This window comes from Sediminibacterium sp. C3, assembly GCF_000508085.1.
Lineage (GTDB): Bacteria > Bacteroidota > Bacteroidia > Chitinophagales > Chitinophagaceae > Sediminibacterium.
Genome location: NZ_KI669560.1, coordinates 3194057 through 3213918, shown reverse-complemented (window position 1 = coordinate 3213918; position 19862 = coordinate 3194057). Strand labels below are relative to the sequence as shown.

The 19862-nt window shown below is 34.8% G+C and carries 22 protein-coding genes; 8 read left to right on the top strand and 14 right to left on the bottom strand.

Annotated features, from left to right (window positions below):
* Positions 1-562, bottom strand: a 562-nt coding sequence (locus tag F777_RS17500; RefSeq protein WP_152530937.1) for an integrase core domain-containing protein, incomplete at its 3' end; no start/stop codon positions are given.
* Positions 563-572: 10 nt separating this feature from the next.
* The gene (locus F777_RS17495; protein WP_161631532.1) at positions 573-911 is read right to left on the bottom strand and encodes an IS3 family transposase; all 339 of its coding nucleotides are present in this window, start codon (positions 909-911) and stop codon (positions 573-575) included.
* 6 nt (positions 912-917) lie between these two features.
* On the opposite strand from F777_RS17495, the gene F777_RS18060 reads away from it, so the two are divergent.
* Positions 918-1064 (top strand): hypothetical protein, encoded by a 147-nt coding sequence (locus tag F777_RS18060; RefSeq protein ID WP_161631531.1) that lies wholly within the window; start codon positions 918-920, stop codon positions 1062-1064.
* Here the strand turns inward: F777_RS18060 and F777_RS0115065 are convergent.
* On the bottom strand, positions 1061-1354 hold the full coding sequence (locus tag F777_RS0115065) for a transposase (RefSeq protein ID WP_026750484.1): 294 nt from the start codon (positions 1352-1354) through the stop codon (positions 1061-1063). The genes F777_RS18060 and F777_RS0115065 overlap by 4 nt on opposite strands.
* A gap of 51 nt (positions 1355-1405) precedes the next feature.
* Complete coding sequence (locus F777_RS0115060; RefSeq protein ID WP_026752769.1) at positions 1406-1888, bottom strand: helix-turn-helix domain-containing protein; 483 nt, start codon at positions 1886-1888, stop codon at positions 1406-1408.
* Between the two features lie 261 nt (positions 1889-2149).
* Between F777_RS0115060 and F777_RS18645 the strand changes: the two genes are divergently transcribed.
* Both F777_RS18645 and F777_RS0115050 read left to right on the top strand, forming a co-directional pair.
* Positions 2150-2560 (top strand): MauE/DoxX family redox-associated membrane protein, encoded by a 411-nt coding sequence (locus F777_RS18645; RefSeq protein WP_152530936.1) that lies wholly within the window; start codon positions 2150-2152, stop codon positions 2558-2560.
* An 80-nt stretch (positions 2561-2640) separates the two neighbouring features.
* Positions 2641-2904, top strand: coding sequence for a hypothetical protein (locus F777_RS0115050; protein ID WP_026752768.1), 264 nt, complete (start codon positions 2641-2643; stop codon positions 2902-2904).
* Between the two features lie 33 nt (positions 2905-2937).
* Here the strand turns inward: F777_RS0115050 and F777_RS17490 are convergent, their stop codons facing one another.
* Genes F777_RS17490 through F777_RS0115035 form a run of 3 tightly spaced genes read right to left on the bottom strand, consistent with a single transcriptional unit; the run spans position 2938 to position 8615 of the window.
* The gene (locus F777_RS17490) at positions 2938-3987 is read right to left on the bottom strand and encodes a TlpA disulfide reductase family protein (RefSeq protein WP_051408649.1); all 1050 of its coding nucleotides are present in this window, start codon (positions 3985-3987) and stop codon (positions 2938-2940) included.
* Complete coding sequence (locus F777_RS0115040; protein ID WP_026752767.1) at positions 3984-5387, bottom strand: RagB/SusD family nutrient uptake outer membrane protein; 1404 nt, start codon at positions 5385-5387, stop codon at positions 3984-3986. The genes F777_RS17490 and F777_RS0115040 overlap by 4 nt, the downstream gene beginning before the upstream one ends.
* Positions 5388-5393: 6 nt before the next feature.
* A complete protein-coding gene (locus tag F777_RS0115035) occupies positions 5394-8615 on the bottom strand; it encodes a SusC/RagA family TonB-linked outer membrane protein (protein WP_026752766.1) in 3222 nt (1073 codons plus the stop codon).
* A gap of 479 nt (positions 8616-9094) precedes the next feature.
* Here F777_RS0115035 and F777_RS0115030 point away from each other — a divergent pair, with 479 nt between their 5' ends.
* A complete protein-coding gene (locus F777_RS0115030) occupies positions 9095-9337 on the top strand; it encodes a helix-turn-helix transcriptional regulator (RefSeq protein ID WP_026752765.1) in 243 nt (80 codons plus the stop codon).
* Positions 9338-9342: 5 nt separating this feature from the next.
* Here the strand turns inward: F777_RS0115030 and F777_RS0115025 are convergent, their stop codons facing one another.
* The 5 genes from F777_RS0115025 to F777_RS0115005 form a co-directional block, all read right to left on the bottom strand.
* The gene (locus tag F777_RS0115025; protein WP_026752764.1) at positions 9343-9564 is read right to left on the bottom strand and encodes a helix-turn-helix domain-containing protein; all 222 of its coding nucleotides are present in this window, start codon (positions 9562-9564) and stop codon (positions 9343-9345) included.
* Positions 9565-9614: 50 nt separating this feature from the next.
* Positions 9615-10346, bottom strand: coding sequence for an IS21-like element helper ATPase IstB (gene istB, locus F777_RS0115020; RefSeq protein WP_026752763.1), 732 nt, complete (start codon positions 10344-10346; stop codon positions 9615-9617).
* 31 nt (positions 10347-10377) lie between these two features.
* Positions 10378-11934: an IS21 family transposase gene (gene istA / locus F777_RS0115015; RefSeq protein WP_161631530.1), complete on the bottom strand. Its 1557-nt coding sequence runs from the start codon at positions 11932-11934 to the stop codon at positions 10378-10380.
* Between the two features lie 153 nt (positions 11935-12087).
* Positions 12088-12957 carry a hypothetical protein gene (locus F777_RS0115010; RefSeq protein WP_026752761.1) on the bottom strand — a complete coding sequence of 290 codons (870 nt, stop codon included), beginning with the start codon at positions 12955-12957 and terminating at the stop codon, positions 12088-12090.
* Between the two features lies 1 nt (position 12958).
* A complete protein-coding gene (locus tag F777_RS0115005) occupies positions 12959-13384 on the bottom strand; it encodes a hypothetical protein (protein WP_026752760.1) in 426 nt (141 codons plus the stop codon).
* A gap of 105 nt (positions 13385-13489) precedes the next feature.
* Here F777_RS0115005 and F777_RS17485 point away from each other — a divergent pair, with 105 nt between their 5' ends.
* Entirely contained in the window at positions 13490-15016 is a 1527-nt protein-coding gene (locus F777_RS17485) for a sensor histidine kinase (RefSeq protein WP_026752759.1), read from the top strand.
* Here F777_RS17485 and F777_RS0114995 read toward each other — a convergent pair.
* Entirely contained in the window at positions 15011-15757 is a 747-nt protein-coding gene (locus tag F777_RS0114995) for a LytR/AlgR family response regulator transcription factor (protein ID WP_051408646.1), read from the bottom strand. The two genes, F777_RS17485 and F777_RS0114995, sit on opposite strands and share 6 nt — an antisense overlap.
* A 363-nt stretch (positions 15758-16120) precedes the next feature.
* On the opposite strand from F777_RS0114995, the gene F777_RS0114990 reads away from it, so the two are divergent.
* The 3 genes from F777_RS0114990 to F777_RS0114975 all read left to right on the top strand — a co-directional run bounded on the left by F777_RS0114990 (position 16121) and on the right by F777_RS0114975 (position 19502).
* The gene (locus F777_RS0114990; protein WP_026752757.1) at positions 16121-17548 is read left to right on the top strand and encodes a hypothetical protein; all 1428 of its coding nucleotides are present in this window, start codon (positions 16121-16123) and stop codon (positions 17546-17548) included.
* 6 nt (positions 17549-17554) lie between these two features.
* A complete protein-coding gene (locus F777_RS0114985; protein ID WP_026752756.1) occupies positions 17555-18172 on the top strand; it encodes a hypothetical protein in 618 nt (205 codons plus the stop codon).
* A 1120-nt stretch (positions 18173-19292) separates the two neighbouring features.
* Positions 19293-19502: a hypothetical protein gene (locus tag F777_RS0114975; protein WP_152530935.1), complete on the top strand. Its 210-nt coding sequence runs from the start codon at positions 19293-19295 to the stop codon at positions 19500-19502.
* A 50-nt stretch (positions 19503-19552) separates the two neighbouring features.
* On the opposite strand, the gene F777_RS17000 is transcribed toward F777_RS0114975, so the two are convergent.
* Positions 19553-19862 (bottom strand): integrase core domain-containing protein (locus F777_RS17000; protein ID WP_037369598.1); only part of this gene is annotated, 310 nt, incomplete at its 5' end.

Genomic DNA, 19862 nt, shown 5'->3' with positions numbered 1-19862 from the left:
GTTCAATATTGGTTAGTCTGTTTTGGGCTGTTTTTTCTCTGCTTTTGGCAAAGATAGCCTCGCCTGCAGAAAACTCAAGGCTATACGAAGCGGTGGTGGCCTTTTCACAAGGGCCTTCAACCACCGGCCTTGACTTTTCCTCCGGCTTTGCGGCTTCAGGTTGCCTAAGCAGATCAACACCAGTATAATAGTCATCCCAGGCCTGTTGTGGTGATTGATCACCTAAGCTTCCGTGTAGCCTTCTTTCATTGTAATGCTTTTTCCACCTGTTCATGACCAGGCCGGCATCATAGATCGATTCAAACTCATATCTGCGTTCAATGGTTCGCTCTACAATGCTGTGATATGCTTCTATGAAAGAGTTCTCCTCCGGAGTGGCAACATGGGTAAATTCTTGGTCTACTTGCATCTCTTTGAGGTAATCCCTCACAAGCTGGGCAATGAACTGACTTCCGTTGTCGTTTCTGATGGTGATACCCTTAACAGGATGTTTTTCAATAATCCGGCTAAGCAACCACTTCACCTGTTCCTTTCGGATACGCCACCAAAGAAGCTGTCCCAAGATCTTGCGACTATATACGATCGAGCACAGTCAACACCAATGCATTACGACCTGCACCATGGATATGAAGGTACTTGATGTCCATACACAGCTGCTGCATCGGCGCTTCGGCTTGTTGAGTGTAGTACTGAACAAACTTACGCTTGTCTGTCTTAACCTGAATTTTACTACAATACAGCAAACCTTGCTCCGCCATCAGCCTGTACACCTTTTTCCTATTGATTAGAAAACCTTCCTGTCGAAGACTGGAAGTCATCACCCGGTATCCATAGTCAACAAACTCAATGCCTAAAATAAACTTTACAGCAATAATCACGCTGATGTTGCTGAGCTCATTACCATCCTTCATCAGAGTATGGGTCGATGGCTTTCTGCCTTGTTTTCCCGATTTACATCGGTAATAGAAGCTACTCCGATTAACACCACACCATTGCAGCATCCGACTAACCTTTATCTTACTTTCAAAGAGCTGGATACAGGATCTTACATCCTGAACCTTTAACGGCTTTTTTTTAAAAGCTCGGTTTTGAACTCAAGCTCCAAAGCCTGGTTCGCAATGATCCGTTTCAAACGTTCATTCTCAGACTGTAACTGTTTGACTTCCGGATCAATGGTGTGATACTTGGACCGTAAACCAGCTATCCCATCCTGATTGAACTCCTTCTTCCAACGATGGAATAACGATTGTGCCACATTGTGCTTGCGTAGCGTCTCAGTAAGCCCGTACTGATCCACTTCCTGGATGAGCTGAAGCTTCTGTTCAACACTCCAACTTCGACGTTTTGTACTCATGGTTCCCTAAATTTAATGTTCTAAACTGAATTAAAAAATCAGTCCAGTCATTTAGGGGGCTAAGACACTATTACCCCGCTTTCTTCTTCGTTTACCGTGTTTAAGGTGCAGATAGATCCTTTTATAAGGTTTATCAGCCCTTTTGTTTCCATGCTTACATTGCCAAATCCAGTGATAAAGCCACTCAATACTCAAAGGACACTTACCCGTTTGATTACCCTTAACACTAATCAGTTCTGGGCTCCACTTTTCAACAGACAACCATTCAACAGCTTGTTTTTTCATAGCCAGATCAAACTTTACCAACTTGGGTTTAAGCTGGTGTCTTTGTTCCGTTCTACGCTGTGCATTGGTGGCCAAATAAGTTCCAGCAGTCCTACCGCGTTGAGCAGTATTCCTTTTCAATTCTCGACTAATAGTCGAGGGATGTACTCTAAGCTGTTCCGCTATCCACTTTTGTTTCTTTTCCGCTTTAATAAATGCCTGAATCTGATACCTTTGTACCAAACTAAGTTGAGTGTAATTTTTTGTCATAGTAACCAAAAGGTCGCACTACTTGGTCAAAAGGCAAAAAGCCCTCAAAAGCTTTTTTGCCTTTTGTTTAAAAATTGCACTTATCGGTTGAACTCAGCTTCTTATTGAAAGTACAGAAATTTATTATGATTATCTCTTGAATATTAAGAGATCTCTTACAACTTAGATTTTCATTTTCCGTTATCAATAATCAACTTTCTGTTATTGATTCCTCTTTTTCACTAATTTTTCTTCTCGATCTTAGGATTTCAAAGATTTTATATGAAAAATCAATGGATTCCTCTTTTGTCTGTTAATGTCTTAATATTTGTCCTGATTTATACTGCGTCTGCCAAACTGCTGAATTTTCCACATTACGTAAACTCAATGCGCTCTCAGCCATTGCCATCTGTGTTGAGTTTAATTTTGACATATTTGATCCCAGTCTTGGAAGGGCTCTTAGTCTATTTCCTCATGGCAAGGGAACTTAGAATGGTTGGCTTATTGGGCACGGGAATTTTACTAATTCTTTTTACTTTTTATGTTGGATACATTAAAATATCGGGATTAGAATCTACCACATGCCCTTGTGGTGGACTTTTTTCAAGTTTAACCTGGAATCAACATTTATATGTTAATAGTGCTTTAACCGCACTAGCTTTTTTCACTTATTTCTATTATAAAAAATGGTAACAATATTTCCTGGCCACGGAAGCTGGGGGAATGCTGATGCCTCCATAATATAAGTAAGCGAAAATCTAAATTTTACTAAAATGAAAAAGATTCAAATGCTTTTTGCAGCAGTGATTATGACTGCAGTATTCAGTGCTTTTACAACGAAGCAACCTGATACATTGTATTACCGTAATGCAATGGGTGTCTTTGTTGAAAAGACCACAGCAGGAAATTGTTTTCCTGGTTCATTCCATTGTGACTACATCTGGACAGGAGCAGCTGATCCAAATGATCCGCAAAATCCAGGCAATTATGAACCACAAGACTTAGGTGAGTTGATTTTTGTTCCTTCTCAACCTTAGTAGTTAAAAGTGCCGGCTTTAACCGGCACTTCTTTATTTCATTTTATCAATAATTTTCTGGGCAAGTTCATTTCCTTTTAAATCTTTAGCTATTATTAATCCCTTTGGATTTATTAGATAATTACTTGGCACGCCATTAATACTATAATCTAGAGCTGTCTTTTCACTAAAGCCATTGTAGCTTGCTAATTGAGTCCAAGTGATATTGTCTTTCTCAATAGCCTTAACTAGACTCGCTTTTGATTCATCAACCGAAATGCCTAAGAAAATTACATTTTGATTCTTTAGTAGTGCATATGCTGTGGTGAGGTTTTTGTTTTCTGCTCTACATGGATTGCAAAAGCTCCCCCAAAAGTGTAAGAAGACATATTTCCCTTTGTAGTCTGTGAGTTTTACAAATTTCCCCGAAATATCTCGTATTCGGAAATTTGGGGCTGCTTGTCCAATGGCCACTTTTTTGAGCCCCTTTATCTTTTCAGCAATTTTCTTACCAACTAAACTTTCTTTAAATTCTGGTGGTAGATTTTGATAATCCTGATTGATTTCCAAGTAGTTTTGACTGGTTAAAGATTTTTCTTCCAGTAATAGGAGACTATAATAAGATGCTGGTTTAGCCTGGATAAATGAATCACTTAGTCTATTAAGTTCCTTTGGAATGTTTTCTTTAGGAACCGTTGACAAGATCTTCATACTACTCCTTTTCAGTTCTGCTTGGTCGTCGTAGCATTTTGACCCATTCAATTCAAAGTCATTATAGGATTTGAGTTTAATGGTTGCTTGGCAACTTTCTAATGAATAGAATACAATAATCGGCCCTTTCTTTTTGATTTCAATGGTTGTAGGATATATCCACATGGTTACTCTGGTTACAAATGGAATTTTCCCAGTTAAGCTGAAACTTCCATTTAAAGCAATAACACTATCCTTTTTGTTTTCGTATTGGCCATCTTTATATTGAATAACTACTTTGCCATTGAGATAAGCGCTGTCTAGAATCTGGCCATCTAATTTAAATTCATGTTTTTGAGCTACTGCTATCATTATAAAGCAAAAGTGCAATAGAATTAATATTATTTTTTTCATTGTCTTTCATTTTGGGGGATTCCTGAAAATCTGATTTCTTCGTCTGGAATAGGAAGTACGTAATTGGGGCTATTGGGTAGAAGAATATATTCCTGACCAAATAGAGTACGTTTTAGTGTTCGAGCAAATCTATTGTCTTTGTTTAGCCGCCTCAAATCCATCCAGGGCAAGTGTCCTGTGAATGGTAATTCCTTTCGACGTTCAGTTATGATTTTGCTCAAAGCGTCTTCGGCAGTATTGGCAGTTAATGGAACAAAAGTTCCGGTTCGCCATCTTTTAATAAGGAGGCTATTTAATACACTTATAGCGTTTGAATGGTCGTTTAGTCTGGCCAAAGCTTCTGCTCTTATTAAATAAAGTTCATTAATAGCAATGCCACCAAAAGGAGTGAGGGTTCGTCCTGTATAATATCCTTTAAAAACGGGTCGGTTATTGAATAACCTATAAAATATTAGTTTTCTAAGATCATTGTTGTGGTATGACTGATACAAGATGGAGTCAATAAATGAGCCATTAGATCCATATTCTAAGGCAGAAGTCATTTCTGTATAGAAAATTACTTCTGGGTTCTTATTCTGAAGAGTAGGGAATGGAATTGTAGCACTAGTAGAGATTGTATTAAAGTCTATCAAAAATGAATTGGCAGATAATGCTTCGGCTGCCATTTGTGCCGCTAATGTCCAATTCTCAAGTAGTAAATAGGTTCTTGCTAATAATGCTTTGGCTGCAGTACTGGTTGGTCTAATTTGAACAGTTGTTTGTTCAGGTAATAATTTAACCGCCTCATTTAAATCAGCAATAATATGATCGTAGCACTTTTTTACAGAAGCTCTTTCAATTTTTTCATCTAAGGATGAGGTTAATTTAAGAACGATTCCTAAGTCCTTTTCTGCAGTATTGGCATCATAATGTTTGGCAAATGTCTGCAAAAGACTAAAGTTTGCTTGAGCTCTAAGAAATAAGGCTGTTCCTTTTACTTGATTATATGGATTTTGATTTAGTTGATTAACTGGTATTTTCGCGATTCCTTCTAAACATATATTGGCAATCGCAATCATATAATAATTAGTTCCCCAGTCAGTCGTAGATTTTCCTTCAAAAATCTGTTTATTCCAGGTATAGGCATTTCTAATAACACCCACTTCAATAGCATTGAAATCCGCATCTGTAAGGTAAAAAGGAGCAGCACTCATTACAGTTAGTAATCCTTTTGACGTATAATTAGATTCAAAATCAAGCAAAGCCTGAAATTCATTTATTCTTTCAGGGGTGATATTATTCAAATTGGATTTTATTTCTAGCCATTCTTGTTGTTTTTTACAACTCCCTAAAAGAAAGGCTAAGACAAATAATGATAGAATCGGAATAATGATATTATTGAGGATATATAATTTTTTCATGGCTTTTTATTTTAAATGAAGTTTTAAACCAATGGTGTAGGTGCGCATGGGTGGTATATTATCAAGTCCAAGACTTGCATCATTGGCGTCTGGGTCTATTCCTTTTTTATTGGCTTTCCATAATAGACCAAGGTTGTTTATGTAGCCGTAGAATTCAAGGTGAGCGATTCTGCTATTACGCGTGTTTAGCTGATAGGCAATTCTAACATCTTGTAATCGAATATGGTCAGCCCTTTCTACTAATACTGAAGAAGCTGTATAGAAGCTTGCTCTAGGGGTATTGACTGGATATACAACTGATGGTATACTGGTATTTCTTTCATCTCCTGGTTTTTGCCATCTATTTGAATAGTCTAAGTTAGCCCGTGAAGTAATTAAGTCTGTATAATTAATACCAATGGAGTTTGTTCTAAAGTAGTGTCCTGCTTTATAGGTAATATTAAAGGAAAGGCTGAAATTCTTGTAAGTAAAGTCTTGTCTAAATGCACCATAAAGCGTAGGCCTTCCCGAACCATGAAACTGTAAACTGTCCGGATTGGTATTGGCTAATATGGCAACATAGTTCTTACTGGGTGCGCCGTTTAAAATGCCTAATGGATCACCATTGGAAGGATCTAATCCTGCAAACCGATAACTCCAAACGCTGAATAATGGTTTTCCTACTAAGGCGACTAAATTTCCACCACCTGCGGTTACTAACTGGCTTGGTAAGAATTTACTGTCGAAAGTTAGTACTCTATCTTTAAGGGTATTGACGATTAGAGTGGTATTCCATTTTAGCTTACCTGTTAAAACTTTACCACTGATTTGTGCTTCAATGCCTCTGGTTAGCGTAACAGCTCCATTTCCTCTTACACTTGTAAATCCGGCAGTGGGTGCTAATTCCTGACTTTGAATTAAATCCTGCCCTTTTTTGCTATACCATTCAATAGAACCATTGATTCTATTGTTAAGCATACTAAAATCCAGCCCTATATTGATTGTCTTTACCTTTTCCCACCTCAATAGGGAATTGGGAGGAGAGGTGATTGTAGCAGTTGGAAGACCTGTGAGACTACTTGTTGAATATCTAGCAGTAAGTAAAGAGTTTGCATTTACTGCATTGCCATTAAATCCATAGGTTGCTCTTAGTTTTAAAAAAGGCATCCAATCTAGTTGATAAAATGATTCCTTGCTGATTTCCCAACCTAGACCAGCTGACCAGAGTGGAACAATCTTTTGATTAGTTTTAACGCCAAACAAATTGGCCCCATCTGTTCGGGCGCTTATATTGAGTAAATACTTTCTTTTGTATTGATAACCTACATTGGCATAATATGACACAAAACGGTTAATCAATCCTGTTTCTAGATTGGAGCTAGCAGGAATTAAGGCATTTCCGATTGGATTAATGGGTAACGTATTTTGAAAGTTTAGGTTAGAAGCCCCAATGCCATAAATTTCATCATACCCTAAGACCGTTCTTGAGAATCCACTGGTTTTCCTTTGTCTGATTTCAAAACCCGCAATGGCATTAATTGAATGATCTGTCCTAATTGTTTCCTGGTAGATGATTTGTCCACGAAGATTTTGGCTGTTTAGGGTAGTCTGTGATTGGTCTAAAATTCCACCAATTGGGACTGGATAGGTAAAAGACCCATTGCTGTTTCTAACGGAAAATCGATTGATTAAATTTCTTGCTGCATAGGTTTCCCTATTTCTTAGGAGTCTTGTTTGTGTAGACTGGTATTCTTGTTGGTATTGAATATCTAGGCTTAATTTATTGTTTATCTTATATCGTAAACCTATTTTAGCAATCAAGTTTCGGATATCTGTTTTTTGTTCTGTATTTGATATCTCCTTTAGAATATTAAATCTCCACGGCTGAAAGCCGATAGCTTCAACACTATCTAGATAGGAAGACCTATAGTCCTTAACAACGTTCAATGGATTACCCAATTCATCAGCTAATTTGGCGTATGGGTATAGATAGTTCGTTCCAAAGTAGGCTAAAGTTGTGGAACGATAGAAGCTGGTGTTGGGCTGTTCATTGATTGAGTTGAGGAAGAAAACAGAGGTATTTAATTCAAGTTTAGAGGTTAGTTTAAGTGTTTGTTGTGTTTGTAGTGTAATTCGTTCATTTTGGTTGGCAATCATCCGCTCGATGTTTTTGTCATAGCCTAGAGAAAAAATATAGCTATGTTGAGAAGAGCCACCTTTCATTTGTAAAGCATATTGTTGTCTTTTTTCTTTTCTATATATATGCTTACTGAATTCATCTCTCAAATCATATTTAGATAATGTTGTTAGTTGTTGGTCTAGTTCATTTTGGGTAATTCTGTTTAGCCTTCTCAGATTCAGTAGTTCAACAACTGGAGTTAAAGCTGTTCTAGTTGTATTATTATTAATGGTTGAATTATAGTAGCCCTGATTAAATAAAAATTGTTCTGTTTCTATATAATCTTTAGCGGATAAATAGTTTCTTGAATACTTTAAATTAGGCGCATCGGTAATCGTAAAGTTTTGATTGAACTCAATTTGTAAGGGTTGATTAAACTTGCCTTTTTTTGTCGTAATGACGATTACACCATTGGCTGATCTGGAGCCCCAAATGGAAGCAGCGGCTGCATCTTTTAAAACGGTGATTGTTTCTACATCATTGGGGTTGATACTGTTTAGATCGCCCTCATATGGAAAATTATCTAAAACAATTAAGGGAGCAGCCTGGTTGTTTATAGCTTCTAATGTGCTTCTACCTCTTACGTTTATTTTGTCTTCCGCTGAGTTTTTGCCAAAGATGACACCAGGTGTAACTCCTTCTAAGCGGTCAAGTATATTCGAGGATACCCTACGATTAATAAGCTCATTGTCTAGTACGGCGAAAGAACCGGTTGCTCTTTCTCTGGGTATAGACTGGAAACCAGTTTGAACTGTAACATTTGATTCTCCGAAAATAGGGGTAAGAAAGATTGGTCGTAGGGCTAGTTTGTAGGGAATGGATAGGTTAGTATACCCCTCCGCCCTAATTAAAAGCGTGTCTGTAGCGTTTAATTGCCTAAAAGTAAACCTACCTGATGTATCACTCAGGATTATTTGTTTAGAAGCTTTTACTTGAATAGTAGCCAATGGTATTGGCTCTTTTGTGATTGCATCTAGTATTTGTCCCGAATTTCCGGTGGGTTGACTAGAGGCGGATGTGTACGTGAAGCCAAAGCAAAGAATGGCCAGTACGCGTTTTAAACATCGCATATGATTAGTTTTAGTTATTAATGAATAAATGGGGGGTAAGCTCCATTAGTTATAATAACTATACTATATTGGATTCTTAGGCTTTTTGGCGAACTGTGTAAGCAATAGATGAAGTGCCCACTTGGGGGATAGACAGTTCGTGCATTGTTTCAGTTCTTTTTTCATACTCCGTATTTAATGGTAAATCGGAGTCGGATAAGTAAAGTCCAGGCAAAAAAAATAGCGTGGAACTCAACTTATCGATTCAAGGTACCTAGGAGAACCTGTGCACGAATAAGAGAGCCCACGCCGTAACGTGGGCATTCTACTTATCGTCTCGTGCACTTGAAATTTCCTAGGTTTCAGAATCGAGACTCAAAGCGAATGCTTCATTTAAAAGAAGGTTCGCAAAATTACCTTTTTATAATACTTCTATCCCAAATATAATGAATTGCCTATAATATATAGGCAAAAAAAATATTATTTCTCGTTTTTATTTTATGGCTAAAACCATAAAGAAAAGTAGTGTTGACTGGCATATCGTAAATAAAGTCCGGGATTTACGGATAAAGAAAGGTATGAGTCAAGAGGAATTAGCCATTCATCTAGGAATCAGCAGAGGTTTTGTCGGACACATAGAGAGCCCTGAATTTGTATCTAAATATTCCATGGTGCAGCTAAATGAAATCGCTAAAATCTTCAAATGCTCCCCAAGAGACTTTTTACCTGAAAAGCCACTATAAAAGCTTTATACTCTTTTAAGTCCTGATTTCCTGTAGCTTAAAGGCGTTTGATGATATTTCTGCCGGAATTGATATATAAAATGCTGTGATTTTCTGAATCCACAGCTAATGGCAATATCCTTGATACTCCTATTGGGTTGATTAATCAGTATTTCAGCAGCATAGGTTAGCCTTTTGTCAATTGAATACTGAAATACATGGATATTACGCTCAAAGTTTACCACCATTACGGTCCAAAGTTTACCACCCGTAGGGAGTTGTTGATGGTGGTATAAAACTAGTTTAATTTTTTTGAACGTAAGGATTCGCCTTTTAATTCTATTTTATGAGCATTAGCTGTCAATCTGTCGCAGATAGCATCAGCGAGTGTTGGTTCATTAATATATTCATACCATTTTTTTACAGGTAGTTGCGAGGTAATTATAGTGGATCCTTTTGCAAATCGATCTTCTAATATTTGCAACAAGGATAAACGCATATCAGGGCTTAATGGTTGCAGTCCAAAGTCATCAATGATGAGTAATGGTGTTTTGGCAATCATGTTGAGCCATCTTACATAAGTACCATCTATTCTTGCTGCGGCTAATGCTTCTATCATTCTGTTCATTGAGTAATAGATTGTTCTAAATCCAAGATTACATGCATTTCTACCCATTGCACAAGCAAAATAGCTTTTACCACTACCTGTTGAGCCGGTAATTAAAATGTTTTCTGTCTTTTCAATAAAAGTACCATCTGCTAACGTAGTCAACATTTCTTTGGTAATACCTCTACCAGGCGTACAATTGATTTGTTCCGGTGTTGCATTGTAACGAAGTTTAGAGAGTCTTAAGTAGAGCTGTGTTCTTTGATGTACACGGTAGCTAGCTTCTGCTTCGCTAAGGGAAGCAATTAATTCGTGTGGCTCGGGTTGCTGGTGAACAGGTTGTTTAATAACGGATTCATAGCGCTTGGCCATGCCCGTTAGTTTTAATGCCTGTAATTGTTCGAGTGTACTTTGTTGGTTCATTGATGTATTTTTTAAGGTTGAGTAAAAAACTTTACTGGTAGGCATCAGGTCCACGAAGATTGCTGTGAACGGGAAGTTTGAATAAATCATTTTGATTGTAGGTCTCTAGTTGATCCAAATGTTCAAGATGATTATTCAAAATATTTTGTAGCGTTCTATAATTAAAGATATTTCCTGTCAAAGCCCTTTTACAAGCTGCTTCTAAACGGATGGAACCATATTGCTTATTAAGCCGAAGAATACCTTTGCAGGCATTATAGGTCTGTTCTGTAATGGCTCTGGCTTTTAATACTTGGTCAATGTATTGGTAGGTAGATGGGCCAATATTAGAAGCTTGTTCTAAAAAATAATGAGCACTATGCCCTTTTTGTTCATGGTAATGAAGATGGTCGGATGGCATATGATCTTTATTGGTGGTATAGTCGTGCTTCTTGTAAGCCCTTCGATGTATGGCAATACGGGTATGCTTATAGTAGATCTCTACAATATCCGTATCATATACTACACTTACTTGTTTGCCAATTAAAGCGGATGGGACACTGTAATGATGGTAGTTTTCTCCAAGGGTTATATGATAGTTTTTTTGAACTTTAGCAGATACCTGGTGCTTAATAATAAATGGACTTGGGCTAAGTGGTTGTAATAATGGCTGCTCTTCAAGTTTAAATAATTGAGATCTACTATGGTCTTTTAACTGGAATTTTTTTTCGTTGTGTAGCTTCAATCGTTCCAGTATAGCAGCATTGAGTTCATCAATATGATACATTACCTTATCCCTTAGTGGAGCATAGATACGCTGGTAAGCAATTTTAACCTCGTTCTCTACAGATGCTTTATCCTTCGGTTTTGCCACTCTAGTAGCTAATAGTGTGATATTGTTATGCAGTGCCCATTGTTGTAATACCTCGCTAAATATTGGTTCATAACGGCAAGACTTGGTAACAACTTGCTTCATATTGTCGGTCTTAAGCATTAGTGGCACACCGCCAAAATATTGTAAACAATGGTTAAGTGCTTTTATAACTTGTGGTATGGTGGCGTCCGGTAAAGCCATTACAAAACTGTAATTACTGTATGGCATTACACAGACTAAAACAGGACAGGCAATTAGTTCACCGGTTGATTTATCAACATAGCTCATTTTGTCACCAGCAAAATCTACCATCACCATCTCAGCCGGCTTATGCGTTAAATGCATGGTAGCTTTACTGGTTTTTAGTGATTCTTTAATTAGCTCACAAAAACGAGTATAGCCAAAAGGACTAATGTATTCTTTGCGGTATTCTTCCCATAGTAGTAATCGGGTAACACCTGGACGACCCAGTTCATTTCGAAAATACAGAATACGATTATTAAAATCAGTGCGACGTTCATCTTCACTGTAATCTATCGTTACTGGTGAGGTATAAACAATGGAACTTAACTCAGCATCGCCTAATTGACGCAAGGCTTCATAAGGCATTGCCGACTTTTTAAGTCTCGTTGCATACAAGGTAATAGTAGGTCTGCAAATACCTAATTGAGAGGATATGGCCCTTAGTGAAAAACCCCTTTCTAAATACTGGATAATTGCTCGAATCTGTTGCATTGATATCACTTGATTAGCCATGCTTCTTTTTATAAAGCAAGGACGTTAATAAATGGTATCAACAACTACCTTAAGTGGTAAACTTTGTGCCGTATTGTCACCCGAGGCTTAACCTAAGTGGTAAACTTTGGAGTGAAATAAAAATCCTAACCCTCATTCCAAGTGGTAAACTTTGGAGTGAAACGCTGGTAAACTATCGAGTGAAATAAGTGGTAAACTTTGGGGCGTAATATCCAATACAGATTTTCCGAATTGTCTTTTAAATAATAATCTCAGTTTACTTTTGGTAAGGGAACATAGGTTGGATAAAGATTCTAAAGAGTGGCGTTTAAAGGGATAGCAATCGATATATGTTTTGATTTTAAAGACTTTTTTTTCTGAAGGATTCATTTCAGCTTTAAGGTCGATATAAGTGCGCTCTTTATAGCAGGTACAAAAATTAGCCAAGATTATCTGCACTTTTGAATTTAGGGTACTAGCAAGCAAATCTATTGGCCCGTCAGGATGTAATAACTTTTCCCATTCAATCTGGTTTTCAATAGATATATGTTTTAACAGAATTGGATTTAGATCAAAGTTCTTGAAAACAGGGGTATAATAGTTTTGAAGGGTGGACGCTAATGGCATTTTTAAATTGCAGCATATAAAGAGGTAACCTCCTAAACCAAGATCTAATTTCATTGATTTGCCTGGAGATGTTTTAGCAAAAAAGGACGACTTTTCCGAAATTCCAAATTGATGGTCTTCAATTTCAAATTGCCCATTTTGTCCTTTTGCCAGATAAAAAAGAAGCCATTTACAGGTATTAGATTGGAGAAATACCCGAACGGCATCTTTGTTTTGTAACTGATAAATGTAAATATCGAAATGAGGACTGATAAAATATTGGCAAAGTAGATTAAAGGATGAGTATTGCTTAATACTTGATTTAAACCCATTGATTAGCGCACTCTTATTTGCCCATTCCTTTGAAATGCTTGCTGATAAGATCTCTTGTTGTGTTGATTCTGGAATAAGTTCCATTTTACTGGGTGGTAATCATTAAGCAAGAGGTACATGTACAGTTCACAATTACTTTGCCTTGATTGTCTATCGTGACATTTACTTTACATGCGCAATCAAATCCATCACAGGTCGTTATTCTAAACTGTTCAGTTTCATCAGGATAGTTTGATTTCTCGTACAAAATATTATGACTACCTGTATTTGTACTATAAAATATAATAGCATATCTGGCAGAATCTGAATTAATATAAGAAATAGACTGAATGTCAAGAAGCTTTTCAGTTGAATTTCTTCGCTCAAGTTCAACTTTGAGTTTCTCCTTTACGTCTGCTTTGCTACTGAAAAAAGGACCCTTGTTTAGAGTTTCATTATCAAAATTCCGATCTGATTTTTTACAACTGAAAAGAATGATTAAAAAGCATGTTAGAGTGAAATGGATTTTCATGGTTTAAATTTTCTGTAAAGTCATTTTGGAAAATCGAACCATTAATGGTGAATGTGAATTTGGATGCTAATAATGTGAATTGGTAGAGTTTTTAAATAAATAAGTATGAAAAGAAAATTCTTATTATCTCTTTTTGTTTTTTATTCTTATTCGATTATTGCTCAAATCAATAGTCAACAAGTAACAGGTGTTTTAGATAATGTTCCTTATGTCATAAAAACACAAGGTTCACTTTTATCTTTTAATAATTTGGACACAATAAAAGTCCAAGAAGGAAGGCTTGCACTTTATCATTTTAACAGAAATATGGGACAAATTCTAGATCAACTATTGCAAATTCAAGAACCAGATATAGTTTATAATCACTTTAAAATTGCTTTAGTTGAAAATATTAATTATATACACTTCGGCAAAGACTTTCCAAGATATTCTAATCGTAGGGATTTGTTATTAGATACATCATTATTAAGTGGTAATAATTTGAATGTAGTTTGGTTAGATCAGAAATCTGAATTAATTCAAAAGATGGTATTTCAATGTGTCAATTTGAAGCCTAAAATTTGGGGTTTTCGAACATTTAGTGGGTTTGATAGTAGCAATCAAGTATATAAGTCAAGAAGACTTTCTGCAGAAAATAAACTTCCAAAAGGCTATGTGAATTTTCTTGGAGACTTAATTAAAATAAAAACTGAAGGAAATTTTGAGTTATTAATCAAAAAACCGAACCTAGTTAAGGATTCAACGCTTCAATTTAGGTTTTTTGATCAATCTACAGCGCCTAAAGCAAAATGGGTTACTACTGGACATTTGATTACGTTAAAAGATGTAACGCCAGGCAATAGTTACTTTCTAGAAATTAAATACATAGGACATAATGACTCATGTTTGATTGAAATTCTTACTGATAAAGAGATTTATCAAGAGGGCTGGTTTTTAGCTATTCTATTTGTTTTTGTCTGTCTTTTGAGTATTTGGGTAGTTAAATGGTACTATAAAAGGCGAATCGCCAGTTTAATAGCACAGCGCAATAGGGTAGAAGATAAATTGAAAATGGTACAATCTCAATTAAATCCACATTTTGTCTTTAATGCATTGAGTTCAATTGAAGGATTAATTTCAAATGGCGAGAATGAATTGGCTAATCAATATTTAGCGAACTTTTCTACAATTCTGCGAGAAACACTCAAAAACTCCGATAGGTTACTTATCAGTCTAGAAGAGGAAATATCCCTTATTGATAAGTATTGTAAGGTGGAACAGCTTCGATTTGGTTTCAATTATAATCTTAGTATAGACCAGTCAATTAATGTGACATCTATTGAGGTACCACCGCTTTTGATACAGCCCATCATTGAGAATGCAGTAAAGCATGGATTAGCTGGTTTAAAAGCTAAAGGATACTTAGAGATTATGTTACAACGTGACGTTAATGATTTAGTTATTATAATAAAGAATAATCATACAGTTATAAAGACTAATACCGGCACTGCAGGAGGATATGGTCTCAGATATTTGCAAGAAAGACTTGATCATTTTAATTTATTGAATAAGGGTAATCATATTGTTTATGATTTTGAACTTTTGATGGACTCTGCAACTGCAACAGTAAGGTTCAGTAATTGGCTTTTATAAAGTGTAATTGAGTAGTGCTTCCTTTAATGCAGCCATTTTTAGACGTGAAATAGGGAGGCGTTCTTTGTTAAAAAGTACTATTTCATTGGAAGAACTAATAGACTTGATATATGCCTTATTTACAAGATAGGATTGATGAATTCTGATGAAGTTGTTCCTTGATAACAGTTCATCGTAATAGTAAATACCCTTTGAAACAAGCAGTTGCTCATTTTCAATTAAATGGAATTTGGTATAGTTGTTCTCTGATTCTAAATAAATTATATCCTTTAGCCTAATAATTCTAATATCCCTACTTTGTGGTATAGCAATTGATTGACTTTCTGAACTGCTATTTTTAATCTCATTAAGTAGTAATTCCATTTGTTGATTTAAGTTTTCCTTTTTTACAGCAACTTTAGCTTTTTCCACAGACATAACTAAATCATGAACCTGGACTGGCTTAAGGAGATAGTCTAAGGCAGCATATTTAATAGCTTTTAATGAATACTTATCGTGTGCAGTGGTAAAGATTACTGAGAAATTATAAGTGTTAATTGCTTGAAGAAGATTAAATCCATTTTCTGTTCCTAGTTCAATATCGAGGAAAATAGTATCTGGCTTCTTTTCGTAAAATAATGAAAGGCCTGATTCCACATTATCCGCTATGCCTTCAATCGATATGTCAGGGCAGAACTTATATAGTAGCTTTGTAAGCTGAATCTGAGAATGTACCTCGTCTTCAATAATAATAGCTTTCAAGGGTATTGCGGTTGTTTGCTTTAAGTTAGCTATAATTGAATTATGAGATTAATACTTCCTTGGGATTTTAAACCGTTTTTTCACGGTTGGTTTTCGGTCAATTTTTAGGCAGATTTAAAGCTTTAGCTTAAAAATTGATATTTTAATAATTTTTACTATATTCACACTGCCCCAATTGTGACTTAAATATTCCTTCCCAATTAATATGCTGTTAGTAATCACTGACCTATGACTTTTATGTCCGGGCTTCCATGTTTTGAATAAATTTTAAACTATTTAACAAGGTCAATCAATAAAATGGGAAGCTTTAGAAATAAACTATTGCTTATATGAAATATTATTAATTAAATTAAAAAAATCGTAATGAACAAAACTAAGGGTACTTTATGTCTCAATTTTTTATTTAAGATTATTGCTATAAATCTTATTCTTTTTATTGCTCTTGGATGCAATAAGTCAATTAACCATGTAAATCAAAATTTGTCTGAAAATATATCAAAGCAAGAGCTTGTTTTATGGATAAATAATTATGAAAAATTAATGCCTGATGCTCCTAGGCCTTTAATTAAAGAAACTAAAAAAACATATCATAATGGAAAAATGATTTTAAGAATGCCTTTAAGTAGCGGAGAGGGTTATTTTTACTTTACTAAGACCGATAAATTATATGCTCATTTCATAAGAATAGTATCCTTTGATCATATTAACAAGCCATCTTCTGGTAGATTTTATGAATTTTTAGATATGCAAACATTTTTTTATAAAAAAATAATTTTTATAAATGGAATTCGCCATTCAGTAGTTGAAAGGAATTTAGTGAAAGTGGAAGGACTAAAAAGTGCATCTAGTATTGCACCAACTCAGTCTTGGTTTAGTGCTTTTTTATACTGTATTTCAAAATATATATTAGCTATTCCTAAAAGAGATTCTTCTGGCGATTGGGCATGTTATGGTATTGGTGGTTCTGGTTCTGGGCCTGATGAAGTTGAAGTGCCTGTAAATAATGAATCTGGTGGATTTTTTAATGGTATGGATTTGTATAATTGGTTTTTAAGCATGTATCCACCATTTAATGATTCATCATTTCCCAATACAAATGGAGATAATTGGAATACTTACCTTGGTGGTGGCAATGGTGAATTCATTCCTAATTTTCAATTGGATGATAATACGGCACAACCAATTTATGAAAATTTACCACCTAATATTGTTTGGGAATTTGAGGGTGACGATGGTACCCAATTTGTAGACAACAATATCAATGTAGAGCCTCCAATAGATTTTCATCCAATGGATTTGAGTTACATAAGCTATCCAAAGTTTGTTCATCTGGTAAAGAATTTGCGAACATTTGTGAAGAATAATGTTAAAGTATTAAACGCATTGCAAAAATGGTCGGGATTTACTAAACAACAAATTTTAGATAAATTAATTTATAATATGGGAAAGGGACCTGAAATTCTTGTATCAGACGCCGTGGGGTCTAATTATGGTAAATATAATCATAAGAATGCACCTGGAGTTTTATATATTGATCCTGTTACAGTAAGTAAGTATCAAAATTCACAAACGAATAGTAAAGAAGAAGATGCTCTGGCTTTTATGTTATCTATTACTATTCTGCATGAATTTACTCACTATGGAGTTTCTTCAATGGGTTTGACAAATACTGGTAGATTTAAGTTTTATGAAACTGGTCGTGAATTTGAGAGAATGCTATTTGATGTAATTCTAGTTGATGGCCCTAATGGAAATTTGAATGAAGTGTTTATTTCTTTTATAAAAAAATAGTATCTAATGAAATTTATATTCTTGATTTTATCATCATTACTGTTGCTAAATTTGACGTCATGCGATGATTTTCGCAATGAAAAAGTCAATTATAACCGAATATTAGAAATAGAACAAAATGTTATAAATGACATTTTCTTGAAGTCTTTAGATACACCATTTTACCCATATTATGATTTTATTTTGCTTGATTCTACTTCTAAGCAAACTCCTCCAAAATTTAATTTGATTGCTGTTTCGAATAAATTAAAACCTATAGAAAACTCAAATTTATTTCTTACTCTTTCAAAAAATGATTTTGGTTTAAATGAGTCAGAGTATTTCGATGATTTTTTTATTTTTGATAAAAAAGACACAGTAAATCATGAATTAATTTTGGATAAAATTACAAATATTGGAAAATTTAAGATTGTTAAGAATTATGATTTCAATCAAAAGGTGAATTCGGGAGTAATTGGTTCTTTCCAGTTTTCACGTATCACTTTTAGTAAAGACAAAAATGCTGGTTTTCTGTTGATTACATCTAAAGATAGTTCGAAAAATAGTATCGAACGTTTTATACTAGTTAATTTAATTGATGGAAAATGGAAAATTAAAAAATCAATTATTTTGTCATATTCTTAAACTACTTAAAATTAGTAGACTTTACTTTTTATTAGTTCAATATTTATTGTGTTAATTAGGAAATTCATAACAATACCAATAGATATCCTATGGGTTTTTTAATGTGATGTAATTACTGATTTTTTAGAGTAGTTTAATTGATTGTCAATGCCATTTTTTTTCTATTTCTTATAAGTAATAATTATGTATTAAATTCTTACTTGCTCAAATGATAGCTTTGAATCTAATATTTCGAATTTGAGATGGTTTATTTGATTTGCTTTCTAAACTTTTATTAATCATATCAAGTAGTATTTCTAATTGTTGATATAGGTTTTCTTTTTTTTCTGTTACTTTGGTTTTTCAACTGCTGTAACTAATTCATGCACCTAGACAGGCTTAAGGAGATAGTCTAAGGAAGCATATTTTATAGTTTTTAATGAATACTTATCATATGCCGTAGTAAAGATTACTGAAAATGTATGAATGTTAATTGCTGGAAGAAGATCGAATCCATTTTCTGTTTCAAGTTCAATATCAAGGAAAATAGTATCTGGATTTTCTCGTAAAATAATGAAAGGCCTGATTCTACATTGTCTGCTTGGCCTACAATCGATATATCCGGACAATACTTAGTTAAAAGCTTGTTTAGCTGAACCTGAGCGTTAGTTTCATCTTCAATAATTATAGCTTTCAAGGGAATTGCAGTTGTTTGCCTTAAGTTAGCTTAAATTGATTTATGAGATTAATGTTTTCCAAGGAATTTAGAACGTTTTTTCACGGTTCGTTATGTGTCAATTGTGGGGTTCTAAAATTTTTGCTTAAAATTTGATATTTGAAATTAATTTACTATATTCACGTCACCCCAATTGTTAAGATAAATATTCCTCACTAATTAATTTACTGTTAGTAATCACTGACCTACGACTTTCATGTCTGGGACTCAGTAAGCTTTGCTTTGGAGATAATGAAAATTGCATAAGTGTATTTACGCAACGCCAAAACAAAAGTTATAACGATAAATGTATGATACTTAAGGCCTATCTCATTTATCCTCTTTTTTTGAGTAGCGTGTATTTAAGTTTTGTATGGAAGTTTATTAGACACTAATTATTATAATCACCTACAAAAACAAAAAACTATGATTCAAGCTGGCGACATGAACATTGTTCAAGCAATTGCAGAATTAGAACTAAGACTTGGCACGTTAGAAAGAGTGTATGATTTTTTATTAAATAACAACTACTCTCTGACAAAACCAACTCAAAGTGACATTAACAAATTTAGAGATGCCGCCTTCTCAGATTTACAAAAGAAGTATCCAAGTTTAGGTTTAACTAAAAATAGTTGACAAATGGAGTAAAAACACTCAAGACCCAGAAAAGTTATTGTATCGACCCCTTAATTTTTGGACAAAATGGGGTTAAAATTTGAGACAATTTCTGATTTTTTTTCTGTTTTATAGGGTACGGAATTTTGGTTAAAGATTTGCAAGAACTGTTCTGGTGATTTTCTGCCCAATGAGCCATGCTTTCTGTGATTGTTATACCACTCGTAATAGCGGTTAAAAATCAATTGCGCATGATAAATGGATTCGAACTCGTAGCGTTCAACCACTTCTCTTTGAACATTGCTGTGAAGCGATTCTATGTAGGCATTTTCCTCTGGTGTAGCCACATGGGTAAATTCCTGGTCAACGCCTTTATCCTTC

Bases quoted from the DNA above. Each gene is read 5' to 3' on its own strand.
- F777_RS17495 (WP_161631532.1), bottom strand. From the start codon at position 911: ATGAAGGATGGTAATGAGCTCAGCAACATCAGCGTGATTATTGCTGTA.
- F777_RS18060 (WP_161631531.1), top strand. From the start codon at position 918: ATGGGTCGATGGCTTTCTGCCTTGTTTTCCCGATTTACATCGGTAATA.
- F777_RS0115065 (WP_026750484.1), bottom strand. From the start codon at position 1,354: ATGAGTACAAAACGTCGAAGTTGGAGTGTTGAACAGAAGCTTCAGCTC.
- F777_RS0115060 (WP_026752769.1), bottom strand. From the start codon at position 1,888: ATGACAAAAAATTACACTCAACTTAGTTTGGTACAAAGGTATCAGATT.
- F777_RS18645 (WP_152530936.1), top strand. From the start codon at position 2,150: ATGAAAAATCAATGGATTCCTCTTTTGTCTGTTAATGTCTTAATATTT.
- F777_RS0115050 (WP_026752768.1), top strand. From the start codon at position 2,641: ATGAAAAAGATTCAAATGCTTTTTGCAGCAGTGATTATGACTGCAGTA.
- F777_RS17490 (WP_051408649.1), bottom strand. From the start codon at position 3,987: ATGAAAAAAATAATATTAATTCTATTGCACTTTTGCTTTATAATGATA.
- F777_RS0115040 (WP_026752767.1), bottom strand. From the start codon at position 5,387: ATGAAAAAATTATATATCCTCAATAATATCATTATTCCGATTCTATCA.
- F777_RS0115035 (WP_026752766.1), bottom strand. From the start codon at position 8,615: ATGCGATGTTTAAAACGCGTACTGGCCATTCTTTGCTTTGGCTTCACG.
- F777_RS0115030 (WP_026752765.1), top strand. From the start codon at position 9,095: ATGGCTAAAACCATAAAGAAAAGTAGTGTTGACTGGCATATCGTAAAT.
- F777_RS0115025 (WP_026752764.1), bottom strand. From the start codon at position 9,564: ATGGTGGTAAACTTTGAGCGTAATATCCATGTATTTCAGTATTCAATT.
- istB (WP_026752763.1), bottom strand. From the start codon at position 10,346: ATGAACCAACAAAGTACACTCGAACAATTACAGGCATTAAAACTAACG.
- istA (WP_161631530.1), bottom strand. From the start codon at position 11,934: ATGCAACAGATTCGAGCAATTATCCAGTATTTAGAAAGGGGTTTTTCA.
- F777_RS0115010 (WP_026752761.1), bottom strand. From the start codon at position 12,957: ATGGAACTTATTCCAGAATCAACACAACAAGAGATCTTATCAGCAAGC.
- F777_RS0115005 (WP_026752760.1), bottom strand. From the start codon at position 13,384: ATGAAAATCCATTTCACTCTAACATGCTTTTTAATCATTCTTTTCAGT.
- F777_RS17485 (WP_026752759.1), top strand. From the start codon at position 13,490: ATGAAAAGAAAATTCTTATTATCTCTTTTTGTTTTTTATTCTTATTCG.
- F777_RS0114990 (WP_026752757.1), top strand. From the start codon at position 16,121: ATGAACAAAACTAAGGGTACTTTATGTCTCAATTTTTTATTTAAGATT.
- F777_RS0114985 (WP_026752756.1), top strand. From the start codon at position 17,555: ATGAAATTTATATTCTTGATTTTATCATCATTACTGTTGCTAAATTTG.
- F777_RS0114975 (WP_152530935.1), top strand. From the start codon at position 19,293: ATGATTCAAGCTGGCGACATGAACATTGTTCAAGCAATTGCAGAATTA.